Genomic DNA, 20,005 nt, shown 5'->3' on the forward strand with positions numbered 1-20,005 from the left:
CAAGCCGGCCGTCGTTTTTTTGTCGCGCGGTACGCCCGCGTCGCGCACGCGTGATCCGCGTGCGCGCCCTCGCACAAGGAGTCCAACAATGACCAAGAAATCCGCACTCGCGCTGTCGCTCGCCCTTGCCGCCGCCGTTCCCGTCGCGCTGACGCTCGCGTCACCCGCCGCGCACGCGCAGGCCGCGAACCCGCACTTTCCGGAGCCGGCAGGCGTGCTGTCGCTGTCATCGCAAGCCAGCGCCGACGTGCCGCAGGACATCATCCACATCACGCTGTTCTACGAGCAGCAGGCCAAGGATCCGGGCAGCCTCACCGCGCAGTTGAACCAGCGCGCCGACGCCGCCCTGTCGCAAGCGAAAAGCGTATCGGGCGTCACGGCACACACGGGCGCATTCTCCGTCTATCCGAGCACCGATCGCGACGGCAAGATTTCCGCATGGCGCGGCCGCACCGAGGTCGCGCTCGAATCGCGCGATTTCGCCGCGGCGTCGAAGTTGGCCGGCCAGTTGTCGAACCTGATGCAGGTCGCGAACGTCGAGTTCTCGCTGTCGCCCGAAGCGCAGCGCGCAGCCGAGCAGAAGCTGACGACCGAGGCGATCAAGTCGTTCCGCGCCCGCGCGGACGAAGCCGCGAAGGCATTCGGCTACAGCAGCTACACGATCCGCGACGTGAACGTCGGCGGCGGCCGCAACGTGCAGCCGTATCCGCGCATGATGGCGATGGCCGCGGCACCGATGGACAGCGCAAAGATGAGTGCGCCGATCGCGGTCGAAGGCGGCAAGGCCACCGTGTCGGTCACCGTCAACGGTTCCGTGCAGATGAAGTAACGCGCAGCGCGCGGCAGTCCGAAATGAAAAACGCCGGCCTTCGAGCCGGCGTTTTTCATTTCAATGCGTGGGCCGATGCACGCGTCGATCGCGCGTGCATCGTCATCACATCACGCAACGGCATTCGCCGCGCGGCGGCGATACGCCCAGACCATCAACGCGATGCCCGCGATGATCATCGGCAGCGACAGCCACTGCCCCATCGACAGGCCGAGCGCGAGCAGGCCGAGGAAGTCGTCGGGTTCGCGCGCGAACTCCACCGTGAAGCGCGCGAGCCCGTAGCCGATCAAGAACAGCGCGGACACGGCGCCCATCGGCCGCGACTTGCGCGCGAAGAAGAACAGCGCGAAGAACAGCACGATGCCTTCGAGCGCAATTTCATAGAGCTGCGAAGGATGACGCGGCAGCATCTGGTATTGCATGAACACGTCGGCGAGATGCCACTTCTCGACGAGTTCCGGGTGCTTCGGCAACCATGCCGCATCGTCGCGCATCGCGCCCGGGAACAGCATCGCCCACGGTGCGGACGGATCGGTCACGCGGCCCCACAGTTCACCGTTGATGAAGTTGCCGAGCCGCCCGGCCGCGAGCCCCGTCGGCACCATCGGCGCGACGAAATCGGTGACCTGCAGCCAATGGCGCTTGCGCTGCCACGCGAACAGCGCCATCGCGAGCGTCACGCCGAGGAAGCCGCCGTGAAACGACATGCCGCCCTCCCACACCTTGAACACGTCGAGCGGATGCGAGAAGTAGAAATCGGCCTTGTAGAACAGCACGTAGCCGAGGCGGCCGCCGAGCACGGTGCCGAGCACGCCGTAGAACATCATGTCGTCGATGTCCTTCACGGTCCAGCCCTGCGCCGCGACGTGCGGCAGCTTCAGGCGGATCCGGCCGACGACGATCGCCGCGATGAAGCCGACGAGATACATGAGCCCGTACCAGCGCACGGCCAGCGGCCCGAGATGGATCGCAACGGGGTCGAAATTCGGGTGAATGATCATGGGTTAGCGAAGAAGTTTTCGAATGCGGTGCGGCCGTCGCACACGCGCAGCACCGCGCGTTGGACGGCACCGGCGCGCCATCGTTCACGTCACGGGGCGAGCCCCTGCGCGCGCACGACGTCGAGGAAGCCGGCCAGCACGGGGCTCACGTCGCCGGTACGCCACACGAGGCCCGTCTCGACGACCGGCGCGTGACCGGCGAGCGGCCGGTAGACCACGCCGGTGCGCCGCAAGTTACGCAGCGATTGCGGCACCAGTGCGACGCCCATGCCGGCCGACACGAGGCTGACGATCGTCTGCATCTGGATCGCCTCCTGGCCGATGCACGGGGTTTCCCCCGCCGCGCCGTAGCAGCCCGTAATGATGTCATAAAAGCCGGGCGCCAAACGACGCGGAAAGATCACGAGCGGCAACGCGGCGACTTCCGCGAGATGGACGGGCTCGTCTTCAGGCGCGTCGCTCGCGGCCGCCGGCATCGCGATCACCAGCGGCTCGCGCAGGACGGGCAGGTACGACAGCCCGGCCGCGTGGCGCGGCGGCACGGGCGGAATGACGAGCCCCGCGTCGATGCGGCCGGCGACGAGTTCGTCGATCTGCACGTCGCTCGTCGCCTCCGCGAGTTGCAGGCGCACCTGCGGATAACGCGCGCCGAACGCTCGCAGCAGCGAAGGCAGCAGCCCGTAATCGGCGGTCGACACGAACGCGAGCGACAACGAGCCGGCCTCGCCGCGCGCGAGCCGTCGCGCCAGCGGCGGCAACGCATCGGCCGCCGCAAGCAGCCGGCGCACATCGGGCAACAGCGCGGCCCCGACCGCCGTCAGCGCCACCGAACGCTTGCTGCGCACGAACAGCGCGACGCCGAGCGTGTCCTCGAGCGCGCGGATCGCCTGCGACAGCGGCGGCTGCGTCATCGACAGGCGTTCGGCCGCGCGGCCGAAATGGCGCTCGTCCGCAACGGTCGCGAAATAGCGCCACTGGCGCAGGTCGGGAGTCGGATCAGCCATGCGTCTTTCATTCAGGAAACGACTTAATAGGCGACAAATAATATATTGGACATCCCAATCCGGAAACTCCATGCTTGACTGATCCGAACCGGCGCGCCGTTCACCGGCGCCGCCCAGACAACGATGGAGTCCCCCATGGCTTACAACCGCCGCTCGAGGCACATCACGCAAGGCGTGGCCCGATCGCCGAATCGCTCGATGTATTACGCGCTCGGTTACCAGAAGGACGATTTCGACAAGCCGATGATCGGCATCGCGAACGGCCATTCGACGATCACGCCGTGCAATTCGGGCCTGCAGCGCCTGTCGGACGCAGCCGTCGCGGCCGTGAAGGCTTCCGATGCGAACCCGCAGATCTTCGGCACGCCGACGATTTCGGACGGCATGTCGATGGGCACCGAAGGCATGAAGTACTCGCTCGTGTCGCGCGAGGTGATCGCCGACTGCATCGAGACCTGCGTGCAGGGGCAATGGATGGACGGCGTGGTCGTCGTCGGCGGCTGCGACAAGAACATGCCGGGCGGGATGATCGCGCTCGCGCGCCTGAACGTGCCGGGCATCTACGTGTACGGCGGCACGATCCGCCCCGGCAACTGGAAAGGCCGGGACCTGACGATCGTCTCGTCGTTCGAGGCCGTCGGCGAATTCACCGCGGGCCGGATGTCGCAGGAGGATTTCGAAGGGGTCGAGCAGAACGCATGCCCGACGTCGGGTTCGTGCGGCGGGATGTACACCGCGAACACGATGAGTTCGTCGTTCGAGGCGCTCGGGATGTCGCTGCTGTACTCGTCGACGATGGCCAACCCCGACCAGGAGAAAGTCGATTCGGCCGCCGAGTCGGCGCGCGTGCTGGTCGAGGCCGTGAAGCGCGACCTGAAGCCGCGCGACATCATCACGAAGGAATCGATCGAGAACGCGGTGTCGGTGATCATGGCGACGGGCGGTTCGACCAATGCCGTGCTGCACTATCTCGCGATCGCGCACGCGGCCGAGGTCGACTGGACGATCGACGACTTCGAGCGCATCCGCAAGCGCGTGCCCGTGATCTGCGACCTCAAGCCGTCGGGGAAGTACGTCGCGACCGACCTGCACCGGGCCGGCGGGATTCCGCAGGTGCTGAAGATCCTGCTCGACGCGGGGCTGCTGCACGGCGACTGCATGACGATCACCGGCCGCACGATCGCCGACGAACTGAAGGACGTGCCCGCCGTGCCGCGCGCGGACCAGGACGTGATCTTCCCGATCGACCGCGCGCTGTACAAGGAAGGCCACCTTGCGATCCTGAAAGGCAATCTCGCGGAAGACGGCGCGGTCGCGAAGATCACCGGCCTGAAGAACCCCGTGATCACGGGCCCGGCGCGCGTGTTCGACGACGAGCAGAGCGCGATGGATACGATTCTCGGCGACCGGATCCAGGCAGGCGACATCCTCGTGCTGCGTTATCTCGGCCCGAAGGGTGGCCCCGGCATGCCCGAAATGCTCGCGCCGACGTCCGCGATCATCGGCAAGGGGCTCGGCGAATCGGTCGGCTTCATCACCGACGGCCGCTTCTCGGGCGGCACCTGGGGCATGGTGGTCGGCCATGTCGCACCGGAGGCGTTCGTCGGCGGCACGATCGCGCTCGTGCAGGAAGGCGACTCGATCACGATCGACGCGCACCGGCTGCTGCTGCAGTTGAACGTGGACGACACGGAACTCGCGCGCCGCCGCGCCGCGTGGCAGCAGCCGGCACCGCGCTACACGCGAGGCGTGCTCGCGAAATTCGCGGCCCTCGCCCGGCCCGCGAACCAGGGTGCCGTCACGGGTTGACACGGGTGCATCGCCGCATGCGACCCCGTTAAACATGGCCGCCGGGGGAACGCGCAAAACGCGCTTTCCCTTTGCTTTTATAATGCGCGGGTCATGAAGCCGGCCGTCCCCGCCGGCGGAGAACCGCATGAAACACTCGATATTGCGCGTCCTGCTCGCCACGCTGCTGATCGGCAGCGGGGCGGCGGCGCGCGCCGACCAGGCCGACGGGCTCGCGCTTGCCCAGCGCAAGAACTGCATGGCCTGCCACGCGATCGGCAAACCGCTGATGGGTCCGTCGTTCCGCGACATCGCCGGCAAGTATGCGGCGCGCGGCGACGCCGTCGATTACCTCTCCCAATCGATCGTGAAAGGCAGCGTCGGCGTATGGGGCAGTGTGCCGATGCCCGCCAATACGCAACTGACGAGCGCCGAAGCCCACACGCTCGCGCAATGGGCGCTGTCGGTGCGCTGATCCGGGCGCAACGGGCGGAAACCGCCGTCGCGCGGGGTTCCACCGGCAGGCGGGCCCGCCGAGGCTGACCCGCACCTCGCCGGCCGCTTGGCCGGCCCTTACTGGAATCGCACCCTGTTTTTCACCTGAACGGTCGCGCACTCAACCGGCATGACCGGCGTGGCGGCGTGCGATTTCTTCGTCGACCGCGTCGCGAACCCAGTCCATCACCTCGGTTTCCAGCGCCAGCGCCACTTCGCGCGTGATCTGGCCGACCAGCCAGGCCGAATGCTCATGCAGCGCGTCGCGACAACGGGCCTCGATGGCGTCGCGCCCTTCCCCGGTCAGATAGTTCGTCAGGCGATTGCGCAGGCGCTCGGCGATGTGCTGGGCATCTTCCGGCGTCAGCCCGGCCACGGCCTGCGCATCCTGCTGCGGCGCGGCGGCCGCTGCGGCCACTGCGGCGGCCTCCGGCATGTGTGCTTCACGCGCGTGCCCGACCGCCTCACGCGCCCCCGCGGCGAACGCATGCGGCAGCACATCGTCGTCGGCCAGCGACGAGCGCAGCGGCGCACTCATCGCCGCCGAGTCTTCGGCAACCACGTGCTCCGCAGCGCCGGGCTCCGCCGGCGCATCGGTCTCGCCAAGCGCGGCGGCGACGACAGTCGCAGTCACCACCGCCTCGTCTCCGGGCAGTTCGACCGCCGGCACGTGCGGCGTCGGCACGGGTTCGACCACGACGGAATCGGGGTCGAGTGCGTCGGGCATGGAATCGGCCGGCGCCGCACCCGTGGTGCGTGGCGCGACCACGTCGGTCAGCACCGGAATCGCCGCGCCGGCAAGCGGCTGCGGAGCGTCGGGCGCGGGCGCGCGCGCCGGCACCGGCTTGCCCGGCACCAGCACGTCGGTCAGCGTCGGGATCGAGGATGAATCGGCTTCTGTCACGGGAACACTCCGTCGACGGTTGCGGCTAGCTGCCCTGCTTGTAGTTGTTCAGCGCGTATCCGCGGTCGCGGTAGAACCGGTAGCGGTCGCGGCCCGCGGCCAGCTCGTCCGGCGCGTTGCCGACCACTTCGAGCAGGCGCTCGAAGCGGGCGAACTGCGCGGGCACGGCCGCGCCGAGGTTCAGCAGCACGTGATGATGCGGTGCGCGGTCGAGATCCGCGGCCAGCACGATCGGCGTGCCGGCTGCGTGCTCGCTGTCGACACCGCAATGCGGGATGAAATCGAGCGGCGAGAACGTCCAGAGCCGCTCGTCGAGCGCGCGCAGGCGCGCGGGCTCGGCGAGCACGACGACCGGCTGCCCGGCCTGGTAGGCCTTGCGCAGCAGCCGGCACGCGTACGCGAGCGAATCGCCGACGTTCGAGTGGAAATCGATCCGCGTCATTGCCCGCGTACCCGCAGCGTCGTCAACACCGCCATCACTGGCCGGCGCGGTCGATCAGGAACTGCGCGAGCAACGGCACCGGACGGCCCGTCGCCCCCTTCGCCGCACCGCCCTTCCACGCGGTGCCCGCGATGTCGAGGTGGGCCCACGGATAGCTGTCGGTGAAGCGCGACAGGAAGCACGCGGCGGTCACGGCGCCGGCCGGGCGCCCGCCGATGTTCGCGAGATCCGCGAAGTTCGACTTCAGCTGATCCTGGTACTCGTCGTCGAGCGGCATGCGCCATGCCGGGTCGTTCGCCTCGCGCGACGCGTCGAGCAGTTCGCCCGCGAGCGCGTCGTTCGTCGAGAACAGGCCGCTGTTGTGGCCGCCCAGCGCGATCACGCACGCGCCCGTCAGCGTTGCGACGTCGATCACGGCGGCCGGCTTGAAGCGCTCGGCATACGTGAGCGCGTCGCACAGGATCAGGCGCCCTTCGGCGTCGGTGTTCAGCACCTCGATCGTCAGGCCCTTCATGCTGGTGACGATGTCGCCCGGCTTCGTCGCGTTGCCGCCCGGCATGTTCTCGCAGGTCGGCACGATCGCGACGACGTTGATCTTCAGGCCCATCTCGGCGACCGCACGCATCGTACCGAGCACCGAACCGGCGCCGCACATGTCGTACTTCATCTCGTCCATGCCCTCGCCCGGCTTCAGCGAGATGCCGCCCGTGTCGAACGTGATGCCCTTGCCGACCAGCACGACCGGCGCGGCCTTCGCGGCGGCGCCCTGGTAGTGCAGCACGATGAACTGCGGCGGCTCGACCGACGCGCGCGCGACCGACAGGAACGAGCCCATCTTCAGCGCCTGGATCTGCTTGAGCCCGAGCACTTCCGCCTTCAGGCCCCAATCCTTCGCGATCTTCTTCGCGGTGTTGCCGAGGTAGGTCGGCGTGCAGACGTTACCCGGCAGGTTGCCGAGGTCGCGGGTGAGATCCATCCCGTTCGCAAGCGCGACGGCCTGCTTGACCGCGACCTTCGCGGCCTTTTCGTCGGATGGATCGACGCTGAACACGACGCGCTTGAGCGTGTGCGACGCCGGTTCCGGCTTGCTCTTCATCTGCGTGAAGCGGTAGGTCTCGTTGCGCAGCGCGAGAATCGCCGCGCGCACGCCCCAGTCGGAGCTGCGCTCGTCGACCGGCAGTTGCGCGAGCGTGAATGTGACCTGGACGACCTTGGTCGCCAGCAGCGCGCGCCACGCGGCCGTCGCTGCGTCGTTATAGGCTTTCTGGTTGAAAGCATCCTGCTTGCCGAGGCCGACGAGCAGCACGCGCGACGCGCCGATGCCCGACACTTCGTGCAGGAACAGCGTCTTGCCGCGCTTGCCGTCCATGTCGCCGGCCTTCACCACGCGCGAAATCAGTCCCTTGGTGGCCGTGTCGATGTCGAGCGCCGCGCCCGAGAGGGTCTGCGCCTCGAAGATGCCGAGCACGATGCAATCGGACTTCCCGGTCAGGAACCCCTTCGCCTCGCCTTTGCTCCAATCACAGCCTTTTATGCTAAAGTCCATCGCGCTTGTCCTCGGATAAAATCTGGGCTAAGGATGAAAGCCGCAATTATCCGCTATTTTTCCCGTGGCGGCGCGAGCGCTCCGCTACGCGTGCGCAGCCTCCCGCCCTCTTCTCATCAAGAATGATCTTCGAACGCTCCCTCCAGCGCGAGCTTGCGTATACGGCTGGCGCCGTGTTCATGGTGCTGCTCACGATCATGCTCACGACGATGATGATCCGCATCGTCGGTTACGCCGCGTCCGGTGAAATCGATCCGCGGGATGTCCTCGTGCTGATCGGCCTCACCGTGATCGGCTACCTCGCCGTGATGCTCGTCGTCACGCTGTTCGTGTCGATCCTGTTCGTGCTGACCCGGTGGTACCGGGACTCCGAAATGGTCGTGTGGCTCGCGTCGGGCGTAAGCCTCACGCGCCTCATCAAGCCGATCGGCGTGTTCGCCACGCCGATCATCCTGCTGATCGCCTTCTTCGCGTTCGTCGGCTGGCCGTGGTCGAACCAGCAAAGCAAGATGATCAAGGCACGCTTCCAGCAACGCGACGAGATCTCGCTGCTCGCGCCGGGCCAGTTCCGCGAGTCGGCCACGAACCACCGCGTGTTCTTCATCGAGAAGATGACGCCCGACCAGAGCAAGGTGCAGAACGTGTTCGTCACGTCGACCGAGAACGGCAAGGTCAACGTGGTCGTATCGCAGACGGGTCACACGGAAACGCGCGACGGCAGCCGCTTCGTCGTCCTGGAAGACGGCCGCCGCTACGACGGCACGCCCGGCCAGCCGAACTTCAAGATCATGGAGTTCGAGCGCTACGGCGTGAAGATCACGAGCACGCCGGTCACCAACGTGCCGACCACGAACAGCACGCCGACGCCGGACCTGCTGCGCAACCCGACGCGCGACAACCTCGCGGAATTCGCGTGGCGCGCGGGGCTGCCGCTGATCGCGATCAACCTGCTGGTGCTCGGCATTCCGCTGTCGTACCAGAACCCGCGCCGCAGCCGCACGATCAACCTCGTGATGGCCGTGCTGATCTACCTCACGTACTCGAACCTGCTGAACGTCGTGCAGGCGCAGATCGAGCAGGGCAAGATGTCGTTCGGCGTCGGCCTGGTCGGCCTGCACCTCGTCGTCGCCGCGATCGTCGCGTTCATCTTCTGGTTGCGCGTGCGCAATCGTCCGCTGTTTACACGCGCGCTGTTCGGCCGCTCGGGAGCATGATCGATGCGGCTCTATGAAAAGTACTTCGCGCGACAGATCTACGTCACGTTCGTCTTCATCCTGTTCGCGTTCTCGGGCCTGTTCTTCTTCTTCGACCTGATCAGCGAACTGAACTCGGTCGGGCACGGCAACTACAAGTTCGGCTACGCGGTGCTGCGCGTCGCGCTGCAGACCCCGTCGCGCTTCTACGAGATCATCCCGGTCGCCGCGCTGATCAGCGCGATCTACGTGTTCGCGCAGATGGCCGCGAACTCGGAATTCACGATCTTCCGCGTGTCGGGTCTCGCGACCAACCAGGCGCTGCGCTCGCTGCTGAAGATCGGCATTCCGCTCGTGATCGTCACCTACCTGATCGGCGAATTCGTCGGCCCGTACGCCGATCAGCTGTCCGAGCGCGTGCGGCTGCAGGCGCTCGGCGCATCGGTATCGTCGAACTTCCAGTCGGGCGTGTGGGTGAAGGACACGCTCGCGGCCCGCGAAAACGGCGAGCAGGTCACGCGTTTCGTCAACGTCGGCAGCCTGTCGCCCGACTCGACGATCAGCAACGTGCGCATCTACGAATTCGACTCGAAATTCCAGCTGCAGAATGTACGGATCGCGCAGACGGGGCGCTACGAGCCGCCCGGCCACTGGCTGCTGAAGGGCGTCTCCGAAACCGAGCTGACGCCGATCAAGCCGATCAGCGGCCAGCCGGCCGACGCGCTCAACCCGGTGTACCGGTCGCAGCAGGTATCGCTGCCCGAATACCGGCTGCGTTCGGACCTGACGCCGCAGATCCTGTCGGTGCTGCTCGTGTCGCCGGAGCGCATGTCGCTCATCAACCTGTTCCGCTACATCCAGCACTTGCGCGAGAACCAGCAGGACACGCAGCGCTACGACATCGCACTGTGGCGCAAGCTGCTGTATCCGTTCGCCGTGTTCGTGATGCTCGTGCTGTCGCTGCCGTTCGCCTACCTGCACACGCGGGCTGGCGTGGTCGGCGTGAAGGTGTTCGGCGGCATCATGCTCGGCATGAGCTTCCAGCTCCTCAACACGCTGTTCTCGCACATCGGCACGCTGAACACGTGGCCCGCGCCGCTCACTGCCGCGACGCCGGGCCTGATCTATCTCGCGCTCGGCCTGTTTGCGCTCAAGTGGGTCGACCGGCACTGAGCGCCGCGTCACGACGGAGGCTTCGACATGAGTTCGCACGGCATCGTCCTGTTCGGCCACGGCGCCCGCGACCCGCGCTGGGCCGAGCCGTTCGAGCGGCTCGCCACGCGGCTGCGCGGCGCCGCCTCCCCCGCGGCCCACGTATCGCTCGCGTTCCTCGAACTGATGACGCCGACGCTCGGTGACGCGGTCGCCGCGCAGGTCGCGGCCGGCTGCTCGCACATCACCGTGGTGCCCGTGTTCTTCGGCCAGGGCGGCCATGTCCGCCGCGATCTGCCGCAACTCGTCGATGCGTGCCGCGCCGCGCATCCGGGCATCGAGATCCGTTGCGCGACGGCCGTCGGCGAAGACGACGGCGTGCTCGACGCGATCGCGCGCTACTGTATCGACCAGATCGACGGCAACGCGTAAGCCGCGCGGTTAGCGGTTAGCGTGCACAAAGAAAAAGCGCCGGCTTGATGAAGCCGGCGCTTTTTTGTTTCGGACTGCGGCGGGATCCCGCTCAGGCCGCCCCGCTCAGGCCGCATTTCGCAGCGAATCGCCCTCTTTCGCCTGTCCGGCGCGCTCGGCGAACGCATCGCCGATCATCAGCAGGCTCGGTTCCGCGGGATCGAGCCACGCCTGCGCGTCGCCCGCCGCCATCTGCGCGAGCGTCAGCGTCAGCGTGCGCTCGCGCGCGGTGCTGCACGCCTCGACGATCGCCACGGGCGTCGCCGGCGCACGGCCTGCGTCGATCAGTTCCTGCGCGATGCCGGGCGCGCTGTCGCGGCCCATGTAGTACACGATCGAATCGGCGCGCGCGGCTTCGCGGATCTCGTCGCTGCCCGGCGCGCGGCTGTGCGTCGCGAACGCGACGCTGCGCGACACGCCGCGCAGCGTCAGCGAACGCTTCAGCGTCGCCGCGCCGGCCAGTGCCGCGGTGATGCCCGGCACGACCTCGTAGTCGATGCCGGCCGCTTCCAGCGCGCGCATCTCCTCTTCGGCACGACCGAACAGCATCGGGTCACCGCCCTTGAGCCGCACGACGCACGCGTGCTCGCGCGCCGCATCGACGATCTGCTTGTTGATGAAGTGCTGCGCGGTCGAGCGCTGCCCGCAGCGCTTGCCGACCGCGATCCGGTGCGCGTTCGGCGCGTAGTCGAGCATCGCGGGCTCGACGAGCGCGTCGTGCAGCACGACATCCGCCTGCGCGAGCAGCCGCGCGCCGCGCACCGTGATGAGGTCCGCCGCGCCCGGCCCTGCTCCGATCAGATACACCTTGCCCATGTTTGTCGCTTCGCTTCGTCCATGCGGACGTTTGCATACGGCCCGCGCCGCCGTGTGGCAGCGCGGTTTGCCGCGCAGATTGACGATTACGCCGAGAACGCCCGGATCATGCCCGCGGCGACCGTGTGATGCGTCGCCTCGTCGATCAGCACGAACGCACCGGTACCCGGATGCGCGTCGTACGTGTCGCAGACGATCGGCTTCTGCAGCGTCAGCGCGACACGGCCGATGTCGTTCATCTTCAGGTCGTGACGGTCGGTCGCATGCGACAGCGTGTGCACGTCGAGCACCTGCTTGACGCCGCCGATCTTCGCGAACACCGTGCTGGTGGTCTGCTTCAGCAGGTACTTGCGCTGCGGCGACAGCGGCGTCTCGTCGAACCAGCACAGATCGGCTTCGAGCTTCTTCGCCGGTGCAACCGGCTCGCCGGAGGTGACGAACATGTCGCCGCGCGACACGTCGACGTCTTCCGCGAGGCGGATCGTCACGGTCTGGCCCGCGAACGCGTGCGCAACCGACGCGGTGCCGCCCGGCACCGGCGCGACGATCTCGGCGACCGTTGCCGTGCGGTTCGACGGCAACACGGCGATCTCGTCGCCGACCTTCACTTCGCCCGACTCGATACGGCCCATGTAGCCGCGGAAATCGTCGGCCGAGCTGCCGTCCTGGCGCGCAACCCACTGCACCGGGAAGCGCAGCGCGTCATGCGCCTGCGTCTCGACCGGCAGCGATTCGAGCACGTCGAGCAGCGGTTCGCCCGCGTACCACGGCATGCGTTCGCTCGCACCGACGATGTTGTCGCCCTTCAGCGCCGACACCGGCACGAAGCGCACGTCGGTGAGGCCGAGCTGCTTCGCCAGCGTGACGTACGCGTCGCGGATCTCGTTGAAGCGCGCTTCGCTGTAGTCGACGAGGTCCATCTTGTTGATCGCGACGATCACGTGCTGCAGCGCGAGCAGCTTGACGATCGCGCTGTGACGCTTGGTCTGCGGCAGCAGGTCGGCGACACCGTTCTCGACCGTCACGCGCGTCGCGTCGATCAGGATGATCGCCGCATGCGCGGTCGATGCGCCCGTCACCATGTTGCGCGTGTACTGCTCGTGGCCCGGCGTATCGGCGATGATGAACTTGCGCTTCGCGGTCGCGAAGTAGCGGTACGCGACGTCGATCGTGATGCCCTGCTCGCGCTCGGCTTCGAGACCGTCGGTCAGGAGCGCGAGGTCGAGCTCGTCGCCGACCGTGCGCTTGTTCTTCGCGCGCGACAGCGCGGACAGCTGGTCGGACAGCACGGCCTTGCTGTCGTACAGCAGGCGGCCGATCAGCGTGCTCTTGCCGTCGTCGACGCTGCCTGCGGTGATGAAGCGCAACACGCCGAGGTCTTCGGTGTTCTCGATGATGCTCATGATGTGAATGTCCTCGTGTGCTTCAGAAATAACCTTGCTTCTTGCGCTGTTCCATCGCGGCTTCGGAGGCCTGGTCGTCCATCCGGGTCGCGCCGCGCTCGGTGATCTCGGTCACCGCCGTCTCGGCGATGATCTTCTCGACGTCGTCCGCGTCGCTCTCGACCGGGCACGTGCAGCTGATGTCGCCCACGGTACGGAAGCGCACCTGCGCGAGCTCGCTCGTCTCGCCGTCACGCATCGGCGTGAGCGGCGTGACCGGCACGAGCAGGCCGTTGCGGCGCACGATCTCGCGCTGGTGCGCGTAGTAGATCGACGGCAGTTCGAGGTTCTCGCGCGCGATGTACTGCCACACGTCGAGTTCCGTCCAGTTCGAGATCGGGAACACGCGCAGGTGCTCGCCGTTGTGCAGGCGGGCGTTGTACAGGCTCCACAGTTCCGGGCGCTGCGCCTTCGGATCCCACTGGCCGAATTCGTCGCGGAACGAGAAGATCCGCTCCTTCGCACGTGCCTTCTCTTCGTCGCGGCGCGCACCGCCGATCAGCGCCGTATAGCCGTGCTGTTCGATCGTCTCGAGCAGCGTGACGGCCTGTGCGGCGTTGCGCGAATCGGTTTCGCGGCGCAGCACGACCGTGCCGCGCTTGATCGAATCCTCGACGTGACCGACGACCAGCTCGGCGCCGAGTTCTTTCGCGCGGCGATCGCGGAAGTCGATCACTTCTTCGTAGTTGTGGCCCGTGTCGATGTGCACGAGCGGGAACGGCAGCGTCGTCTTGCGGTTCGCGCCGAGGCCGAACGCCTTCAGTGCCAGATGCAGCACGACGACCGAATCCTTGCCGCCCGAGAACAACAGCGCCGGCTTGCTGCATTCGGCGACCAATTCGCGCAGGATGTGGATCGACTCGGCTTCGAGCCAGTCGAGGTGGCCCATGCGCTTGTCGGCACCGGCGGGCGGGGCAAAGGCGGATTGCTCGAGCGTCGTGCTCATGATTTCAGTCCTTCTCTTCTGGGTTCGTGCCGCCCGCTGTCGCGGGCGGCGCAATATTCAGTTTCTTGTCAGGCTTTCAGTGCGTGGCGCCGGCAACGGCGTCCGCGGGAATCGGCGTGATCGTGATGTGCAGGCCGCATTCCTTCGTGTCGCGCGACTCCCACCACCAGCGGCCCGCGCGGCTGTCCTCGCCGGGGCGGATCGCCCGCGTACAGGGCTCGCAGCCGATGCTCGGATAGCCGCGCGCATGCAGCGGGTTCACCGGCACGTCAAACGCGTTAAGGTACGCCCACACGTCGCTTTCCGTCCAGTCGGCGAGCGGGTTGTACTTCGCGATCCCGCGCGCTTCGTCCTGCTCTTCCTCGTGCAGCTCGGCACGCGTGACCGACTGCTCGCGGCGCTGGCCCGTGACCCATGCCCCGACGTCGGCCAGCGCGCGATTCAGCGGCTCGACCTTGCGGATGTGGCAGCACGACTTGCGCAGCTCGACGCTTTCGTAGAACGCGTTCAGGCCGTGCTCGGCGACGTACTGGTCGACCGCGTCCTGCTGCGGGTGAAACTGCTCGATCTCGTAGCCGTAGCGCTCGCGCACGCGGTCGATCATGCCGAGCGTTTCCGCGTGCAGGCGGCCCGTGTTCAGCGAGAAGATGCCGATCCGGACGCCCTTCGACAGGATCGCGTGCGTCAGCAGCATGTCTTCCGCCGCGAGACTGCTCGCGAACTTCACCTTCTCGTGACGCGCCCCGATCTGCGCGAGCAGCGCGTCGAGGCGCTCGACCTTCGCGGCGAGTTCCGGGCTCAGCGCGGTGGCGGCGGCGGTGCTCATGCGCCCACCTTCGCTTGCGCCACGCCGGCCGCCGCGGCACGGCGGCGGAACAGCGGTTCGGGCTGGTCGAACGCGCCCTGATAACGCTGCGTGAATTCCGTGAACGCGTTCAGCGCGTCGTGGATGTCCTTGTCGGCGCGCACCGCGAATGCGTCGAAGCCGCAACGCGACATGTACAGCAACTGGTCGCGCAGCACGTCGCCGATCGCGCGCAGTTCGCCCGTCCAGCCGTGGCGCTCGCGCAGCAGGCGCGCGATGCTGTAGCCGCGGCCGTCCGCGAAGCGCGGGAAGTCGACGGCGACCAGCGAAATCGCGCCGAAGTCGGCCACGAGATCGGCCGGCTCGCTGTCCGGTGCGAGCCACACGCCGAGCTCGTCCTTCGTCTTCGCGGCGACGAGCGCCGCGCGCTCGGCCTGCCACAACGCGAACGGCACCAGCACCTTGCCGGCCGGCAACGCGTCGACCGCGGGCAGTGCACCGTCTTCCGCCGCGCGCACGACCTGCCATGCATCGTCGATCACTGCGCGGTTCTTGATAATCGAAGCCATCTGCTAATTCCTTCTACCCGGTTGGTTACGCGTTCACTGCCTGGCGCGCCGCATACACGCGCTCCTTGAACGGCGCGATGCCGATGCGGTCGTACGTGTCGACGAAGCGCTCGCCGTCGACGCGCGATTCGACGAACGTGTCGATCAGCTTCGCGATCACGTCGGGCACTTCCTCCGCCGAGAACGACGGCCCGATCACGCGGCCGAGGCGCGCGCCGTTGCGGCCCGTGCCCTGCTCGCCGCCGAGCGACACCTGGTACCACTCGGCGCCGTCCTTGTCGACGCCGAGGATGCCGATGTTGCCGACGTGGTGGTGACCGCATGAGTTCATGCAACCGGAAATGTTCAGCGACAGGTCGCCGAGGTCGTACACGTAGTCCAGATCGTCGAAACGCTGCTGGATCGCCAGCGCGATCGGGATCGACTTCGCGTTCGCGAGCGAGCAGAAGTCGCCGCCCGGGCACGCGATGATGTCGGTCAGCAGGCCGATGTTCGGCGTCGCGAAACCGGCCGCCTTCGCCTTTTCCCAGACCTCGAACAGGTCGCGCTTCTTCACGTTCGCGAGAATCAGGTTCTGCTCGTGCGACACGCGCAGCTCGCCGAACGAATAGGCGTCGGCCCAGTCGGCCACCAGGTCCATCTGCTGGTCGGTCGCATCGCCCGGCGCGATGCGGTGATCCTTCAGCGACAGCGTGACGGCTGCATAACCGGCCACCTTGTGCGGTGCGACGTTACGCTCGACCCAGCGCGCGAACGCCTTGTTCTCGAGCAGGTGCTGTTCGAACGATGCGTCGGTGTCGGCCAGCTTCTCGTAGACGGGCGGCTGGAAGTACTGCGACACGCGATCGACTTCCGCCTGCGTGAGCGTCGACGGGCCGTCCTTCAGGTGCTGCCACTCTTCCTCGACCTGCTGCGCGAACTTCGCGGGCGACAGCGCCTTCACGAGGATCTTGATGCGCGCCTTGTACAGGTTGTCGCGGCGGCCGTAGCGGTTGTACACGCGCAGCACGGCTTCGCAGTAGGTCAGCAGGTGCTGCCACGGCAGGTCTTCCTTGATCACCGCGCCGATGATCGGCGTACGGCCGAGGCCGCCGCCCGCGAGGATGCTCGCGACCACTTCGCCCTGCGCGTTCTTCTTCAGGTACACGCCGAGGTCGTGAATCTGCACGGCCGCGCGGTCGTCCTTCGAGCCCGACACCGCGATCTTGAACTTGCGCGGCAGCCACGCGAATTCGGGATGGAACGTCGACCACTGGCGCAGGATTTCCGACCACGGGCGCGGATCGATCTCTTCGTCCTGGGCGACGCCGGCGAACTGGTCGGCCGTGATGTTGCGGATGCAGTTGCCCGACGTCTGGATGCCGTGCATCTGCACCGACGCGAGCTTCGCGAGGATCTCGGGCGTTTCCTCGAGCTGGATCCAGTTGAACTGGATGTTCGAGCGGGTCGAGAAGTGGCCGTAGCCGCGGTCGTGTTCGCGGGCGATGCGCGCCAGCATCCGGAGCTGGTCGCTGCGCAGGTTGCCGTACGGAATCGCGATGCGGTGCATGTACGCGTGGCGCTGCATGTACAGGCCGTTCTGCAGGCGCAGCGGACGGAATTCTTCTTCGCTCAACTCGCCCGACAGCCGGCGGCGCACCTGATCGCGGTACTGCGCGACACGCTCGTCGACGATCGTCTGGTCGTATTGGTCGTACTGATACATTCGGGGACCCCAGGGTTTTCGTGGTGACCGCGCGACGTCCTAGCCACGTCGCGCCCGAATCTCCGTTCCGCCGTCACCGCCCCCAACCGCTGGCGGCTGGATTGCTAATGACGAAAACAGATATCCATATTTGAAAAACTCCGGTGAATCGTAATAAACTCGCCTTATATTTCAAACGACTAAAAAATTCTGTTGATATGCGGAAGGGTTATAAATGAACCTGCACCAATTTCGCTTCGTGCGCGAGGCCGTCCGGCAGAATTTCAACCTCACCGAGGCCGCCAAGGCGCTCTACACGTCGCAACCGGGGGTATCGAAGGCGATCATCGAGCTCGAGGACGAGCTCGGCGTGGAGATCTTCACGCGGCACGGCAAGCGCGTGCGCTCGCTCACCGAGCCGGGCAGGATCATCCTCGCGTCGGTCGAGCGGATTCTTCAGGAGGTTGAAAGCCTTAAAAGGGTCGGGAAAGATTACGCAGCACAGGATCAGGGCAACCTGACCATCGCCGCGACCCACACGCAGGCCCGCTACTCGCTGCCGGCCGCGATCGCCGAATTCAAGAAGCGCTTTCCGAAGGTGCACCTGTCGATCCTGCAAGGCAGCCCGACGCAGGTAGCCGAGATGGTGATCCACGACCAGGCCGATCTCGCGATCGCGACCGAGGCGATCTCCGACTACAAGGAGCTCGTGTCGCTGCCCTGCTTCCAGTGGCATCACGCGGCCGTCGTGCCGGCCGACCACCCGTTGCTCGAACGCAAGCCGGTCACGCTCGACGATCTCGCCCAGTACCCGCTGATCACGTACGACGACGCGTTCGCGGGCCGCAAGAAGATCAACCATGCGTTCGCACTGCGCGGGCTGTCGCCGGACATCGTGCTCGAGGCGATCGACGCCGACGTGATCAAGACCTACGTCGAACTCGGCCTGGGCGTCGGGATCATGGCCGACATCGCGTTCAATCCCGAGCGCGACCGCAACCTGCGGCTGATCCCGGTCGGCCACCTGTTCGGCAGCAACGTGACGCGTGTCGCGCTCAAGCAGGGCGCCTACCTGCGCAGCTATGTGTATACGCTCGTCGAACTGCTGTCGCCGACGCTGAACCGCAAGCTGATCGAACAGGCGCTCAAGGGCGAATCCGAATCGTACGAGCTTTGACCGGCCTGTATAAACACAGGGGCGCGAATCTGAACCGCGCCCCTTTTCGTTGCCCGACGGAGAATCCCGCATGACGCTTCCCGCCCTGTTGCGCCGCGCCGCCGCCGGCGCGCTCGCGCTCGCCTGTGCCGCCGCCCATGCCGACCTGAAGGTCGGCGTCGACCTGTCGTCGACCGGCCCGGCCGCCGCGATCGGCATCACGAGCAAGAACGCCATCCTGATGTGGCCGAAGACGATCGCCGGGCAGCCCGTGCAGGTGACGGTGCTCGACGATGCATCCGACCCGGGCACCGCGGTGCGCAACATCCGCAAGCTGGTCGACGAGGATCACGTCGACGTCGTGGTCGGGCCGAACATCACGCCGGCCGCGCTCGCGGCGCTCGACGCGGTCGCGGCCGGGCAGACGCCGATGATCACGCTGGTCGGCTCCGGCGCGATCGTCGAGCCGCAGGAAGGCGCGCGGACCTGGGCGTTCAAGATGGCGCAGAGCGACCGCGCGATGGCCGACGTGATGACGCGCTACATGGCCAACCACGGCGTGAAGACGGTCGGTTTCATCGGCTTCGCGGACAGCTACGGCGACAGCTGGCTGAACGAGTTCACGCGCTTCGCGGACCTGCGCAAGATCCGCGTCGTCGCGACCGAGCGCTACAACCGCACCGACGCGAGCGTCACGGGTCAGGCATTGAAGCTGATCGCGGCAAAGCCCGACGCGATCCTGATCGCGGGCTCGGGCACGCCGGCCGTCCTGCCGCAGCGCACGCTGATCGAGCGCGGCTACAAGGGCCCGGTCTACCAGACGCACGGGATCGCGACGCCGGAATTCATCAAGCTCGGCGGCAAGGACGTCGACGGGACGCTGTTCCCGACCCAGCCGGTGGTCGTCGCGCGCACGCTGCCGGCCGATCATCCGGCCCGCAAGGCCGCGCTCGTGTTCGTCGACGCGTACGAGGCGAAATACGGCGCCGGCACGGTCACGCAGTTCGCGGGCGACGCGGCGGGCGTGTACCCGCGCCTTGCCGATGCGGTCGGCCGCGCGCTGAAGGCCGCTCAGCCCGGCACGCCCGCGTTCCGCACGGCGCTGCGGCGCGAACTGGAACGCGCGCACGAGCTCGTCGTGCCGAACGGCGTCGTCAATACCAGCGACAAGGATCATGTGGGGCTCGATCAGCGCGCGAGCGTGATGGGGATCGTCAAGCAGGGCCGGTTCGTCTATCTGAGCCAGTGACGTGCACGACCGGCACCGGGGCAGCTTGCCCGGCGCCGGGATTTCAGACATAATTCGCGTTTCGCCGCGCACAATCGCATGCGCGGCCAGGATCAAGCCCAGGTGGTGAAATTGGTAGACGCAGGGGACTCAAAATCCCCCGCCGCAAGGCGTGCCGGTTCGATTCCGGCCCTGGGCACCAGTATTTCGCAGCGTCGTGCGCTGCATCTGTCGAAACCCGCGCAAGCTCGCCGCTTCGCGGGTTTTTTGTTTTTGCCGCACGCGCCGCAACGCGCGCGCCCGCGCAACAGTCCAAGCATCATGAGGATGCGCGGCACGGAGGCGCGCCATGTCCATGCGCACGATTTCATCCCCGCTCCGCCGCCGCGTGCTCGCCGTGGCGCTCGTGCTCGTGCTGGGCGGATGCGACGTCCTCACCGCGCCGCCGGTGCCTGACTGGCCGGGTCCGCACGCACCGTATCCGTTCCCGGACAACATCCCGCATCGCACCGAATGAAGCGCCGGCCGTCCTGC

20 protein-coding genes and 1 tRNA gene are annotated in these 20,005 nt (G+C 67.0%); 10 read left to right on the top strand and 11 right to left on the bottom strand.

The annotated features are described in order from the left end of the window. The first annotated feature begins 88 nt into the window (after positions 1-88). Entirely contained in the window at positions 89-829 is a 741-nt protein-coding gene (locus E9536_RS25525; RefSeq protein WP_048022579.1) for an SIMPL domain-containing protein, read from the top strand. Positions 830-939: 110 nt separating this feature from the next. On the opposite strand, the gene lgt is transcribed toward E9536_RS25525, so the two are convergent. Both lgt and E9536_RS25535 read right to left on the bottom strand, forming a co-directional pair. After that, a complete protein-coding gene (lgt, locus tag E9536_RS25530; RefSeq protein ID WP_027786718.1) occupies positions 940-1,830 on the bottom strand; it encodes a prolipoprotein diacylglyceryl transferase in 891 nt (296 codons plus the stop codon). Positions 1,831-1,919: 89 nt separating this feature from the next. Next, positions 1,920-2,834, bottom strand: a complete 915-nt coding sequence (locus E9536_RS25535) for a LysR substrate-binding domain-containing protein (RefSeq protein ID WP_136471092.1) — start codon at positions 2,832-2,834, stop codon at positions 1,920-1,922. A gap of 135 nt (positions 2,835-2,969) precedes the next feature. Here E9536_RS25535 and ilvD point away from each other — a divergent pair, with 135 nt between their 5' ends. Further along, positions 2,970-4,643 (top strand): dihydroxy-acid dehydratase, encoded by a 1,674-nt coding sequence (ilvD, locus tag E9536_RS25540; protein ID WP_136471094.1) that lies wholly within the window; start codon positions 2,970-2,972, stop codon positions 4,641-4,643. A gap of 127 nt (positions 4,644-4,770) precedes the next feature. Then, complete coding sequence (locus tag E9536_RS25545; protein ID WP_136471096.1) at positions 4,771-5,097, top strand: c-type cytochrome; 327 nt, start codon at positions 4,771-4,773, stop codon at positions 5,095-5,097. 141 nt (positions 5,098-5,238) lie between these two features. Here E9536_RS25545 and E9536_RS25550 read toward each other — a convergent pair whose 3' ends face one another. From E9536_RS25550 to E9536_RS25560, 3 genes are read right to left on the bottom strand one after another with little or no spacing between them, the layout of a single operon-like run. Further along, positions 5,239-6,021, bottom strand: coding sequence for a DUF2486 family protein (locus E9536_RS25550; RefSeq protein WP_136471098.1), 783 nt, complete (start codon positions 6,019-6,021; stop codon positions 5,239-5,241). Between the two features lie 25 nt (positions 6,022-6,046). After that, positions 6,047-6,463, bottom strand: a complete 417-nt coding sequence (locus E9536_RS25555) for a DNA polymerase III subunit chi (protein ID WP_021160787.1) — start codon at positions 6,461-6,463, stop codon at positions 6,047-6,049. Between the two features lie 34 nt (positions 6,464-6,497). After that, the gene (locus E9536_RS25560; protein ID WP_021160786.1) at positions 6,498-8,009 is read right to left on the bottom strand and encodes a leucyl aminopeptidase; all 1,512 of its coding nucleotides are present in this window, start codon (positions 8,007-8,009) and stop codon (positions 6,498-6,500) included. 122 nt (positions 8,010-8,131) lie between these two features. Between E9536_RS25560 and lptF the strand changes: the two genes are divergently transcribed. From lptF to E9536_RS25575, 3 genes are read left to right on the top strand one after another with little or no spacing between them, the layout of a single operon-like run. After that, a complete protein-coding gene (gene lptF, locus E9536_RS25565) occupies positions 8,132-9,223 on the top strand; it encodes an LPS export ABC transporter permease LptF (protein WP_021160785.1) in 1,092 nt (363 codons plus the stop codon). 3 nt (positions 9,224-9,226) lie between these two features. After that, entirely contained in the window at positions 9,227-10,375 is a 1,149-nt protein-coding gene (gene lptG / locus E9536_RS25570; RefSeq protein WP_027786712.1) for an LPS export ABC transporter permease LptG, read from the top strand. A gap of 27 nt (positions 10,376-10,402) precedes the next feature. Then, the gene (locus E9536_RS25575; RefSeq protein WP_027786711.1) at positions 10,403-10,786 is read left to right on the top strand and encodes a CbiX/SirB N-terminal domain-containing protein; all 384 of its coding nucleotides are present in this window, start codon (positions 10,403-10,405) and stop codon (positions 10,784-10,786) included. A 105-nt stretch (positions 10,787-10,891) separates the two neighbouring features. On the opposite strand, the gene cobA is transcribed toward E9536_RS25575, so the two are convergent. From cobA to E9536_RS25605, 6 genes are all read right to left on the bottom strand, one after another. Next, a complete protein-coding gene (gene cobA, locus E9536_RS25580; protein ID WP_027786710.1) occupies positions 10,892-11,641 on the bottom strand; it encodes a uroporphyrinogen-III C-methyltransferase in 750 nt (249 codons plus the stop codon). 86 nt (positions 11,642-11,727) lie between these two features. Next, the gene (locus E9536_RS25585) at positions 11,728-13,044 is read right to left on the bottom strand and encodes a sulfate adenylyltransferase subunit 1 (protein ID WP_021160781.1); all 1,317 of its coding nucleotides are present in this window, start codon (positions 13,042-13,044) and stop codon (positions 11,728-11,730) included. A gap of 22 nt (positions 13,045-13,066) precedes the next feature. Further along, positions 13,067-14,029 (bottom strand): sulfate adenylyltransferase subunit CysD, encoded by a 963-nt coding sequence (cysD, locus tag E9536_RS25590; RefSeq protein ID WP_027786708.1) that lies wholly within the window; start codon positions 14,027-14,029, stop codon positions 13,067-13,069. Positions 14,030-14,105: 76 nt separating this feature from the next. Further along, positions 14,106-14,855, bottom strand: coding sequence for a phosphoadenylyl-sulfate reductase (locus tag E9536_RS25595; protein WP_027786707.1), 750 nt, complete (start codon positions 14,853-14,855; stop codon positions 14,106-14,108). Then, positions 14,852-15,403 carry a DUF934 domain-containing protein gene (locus E9536_RS25600; protein ID WP_027786706.1) on the bottom strand — a complete coding sequence of 184 codons (552 nt, stop codon included), beginning with the start codon at positions 15,401-15,403 and terminating at the stop codon, positions 14,852-14,854. Before E9536_RS25600 ends, E9536_RS25595 begins: the two co-directional genes overlap by 4 nt. 25 nt (positions 15,404-15,428) lie before the next feature. Beyond that, complete coding sequence (locus E9536_RS25605; protein ID WP_027786705.1) at positions 15,429-17,108, bottom strand: nitrite/sulfite reductase; 1,680 nt, start codon at positions 17,106-17,108, stop codon at positions 15,429-15,431. Between the two features lie 214 nt (positions 17,109-17,322). Between E9536_RS25605 and E9536_RS25610 the strand changes: the two genes are divergently transcribed. The 4 genes from E9536_RS25610 (at position 17,323) to E9536_RS41565 (ending at position 19,988) form a co-directional block, all read left to right on the top strand. Beyond that, a complete protein-coding gene (locus E9536_RS25610; RefSeq protein WP_014896306.1) occupies positions 17,323-18,264 on the top strand; it encodes a CysB family HTH-type transcriptional regulator in 942 nt (313 codons plus the stop codon). 70 nt (positions 18,265-18,334) lie between these two features. Next, on the top strand, positions 18,335-19,492 hold the full coding sequence (locus tag E9536_RS25615; RefSeq protein WP_136471100.1) for an ABC transporter substrate-binding protein: 1,158 nt from the start codon (positions 18,335-18,337) through the stop codon (positions 19,490-19,492). 96 nt (positions 19,493-19,588) lie between these two features. Further along, a tRNA-Leu gene (locus E9536_RS25620) sits at positions 19,589-19,673 on the top strand. A gap of 147 nt (positions 19,674-19,820) precedes the next feature. Beyond that, positions 19,821-19,988: a hypothetical protein gene (locus E9536_RS41565; protein WP_021160775.1), complete on the top strand. Its 168-nt coding sequence runs from the start codon at positions 19,821-19,823 to the stop codon at positions 19,986-19,988. The last annotated feature ends 17 nt before the right edge of the window (positions 19,989-20,005 follow it).

This window comes from Burkholderia sp. LS-044 (assembly GCF_004803625.1).
Lineage (GTDB): Bacteria > Pseudomonadota > Gammaproteobacteria > Burkholderiales > Burkholderiaceae > Burkholderia > Burkholderia cepacia.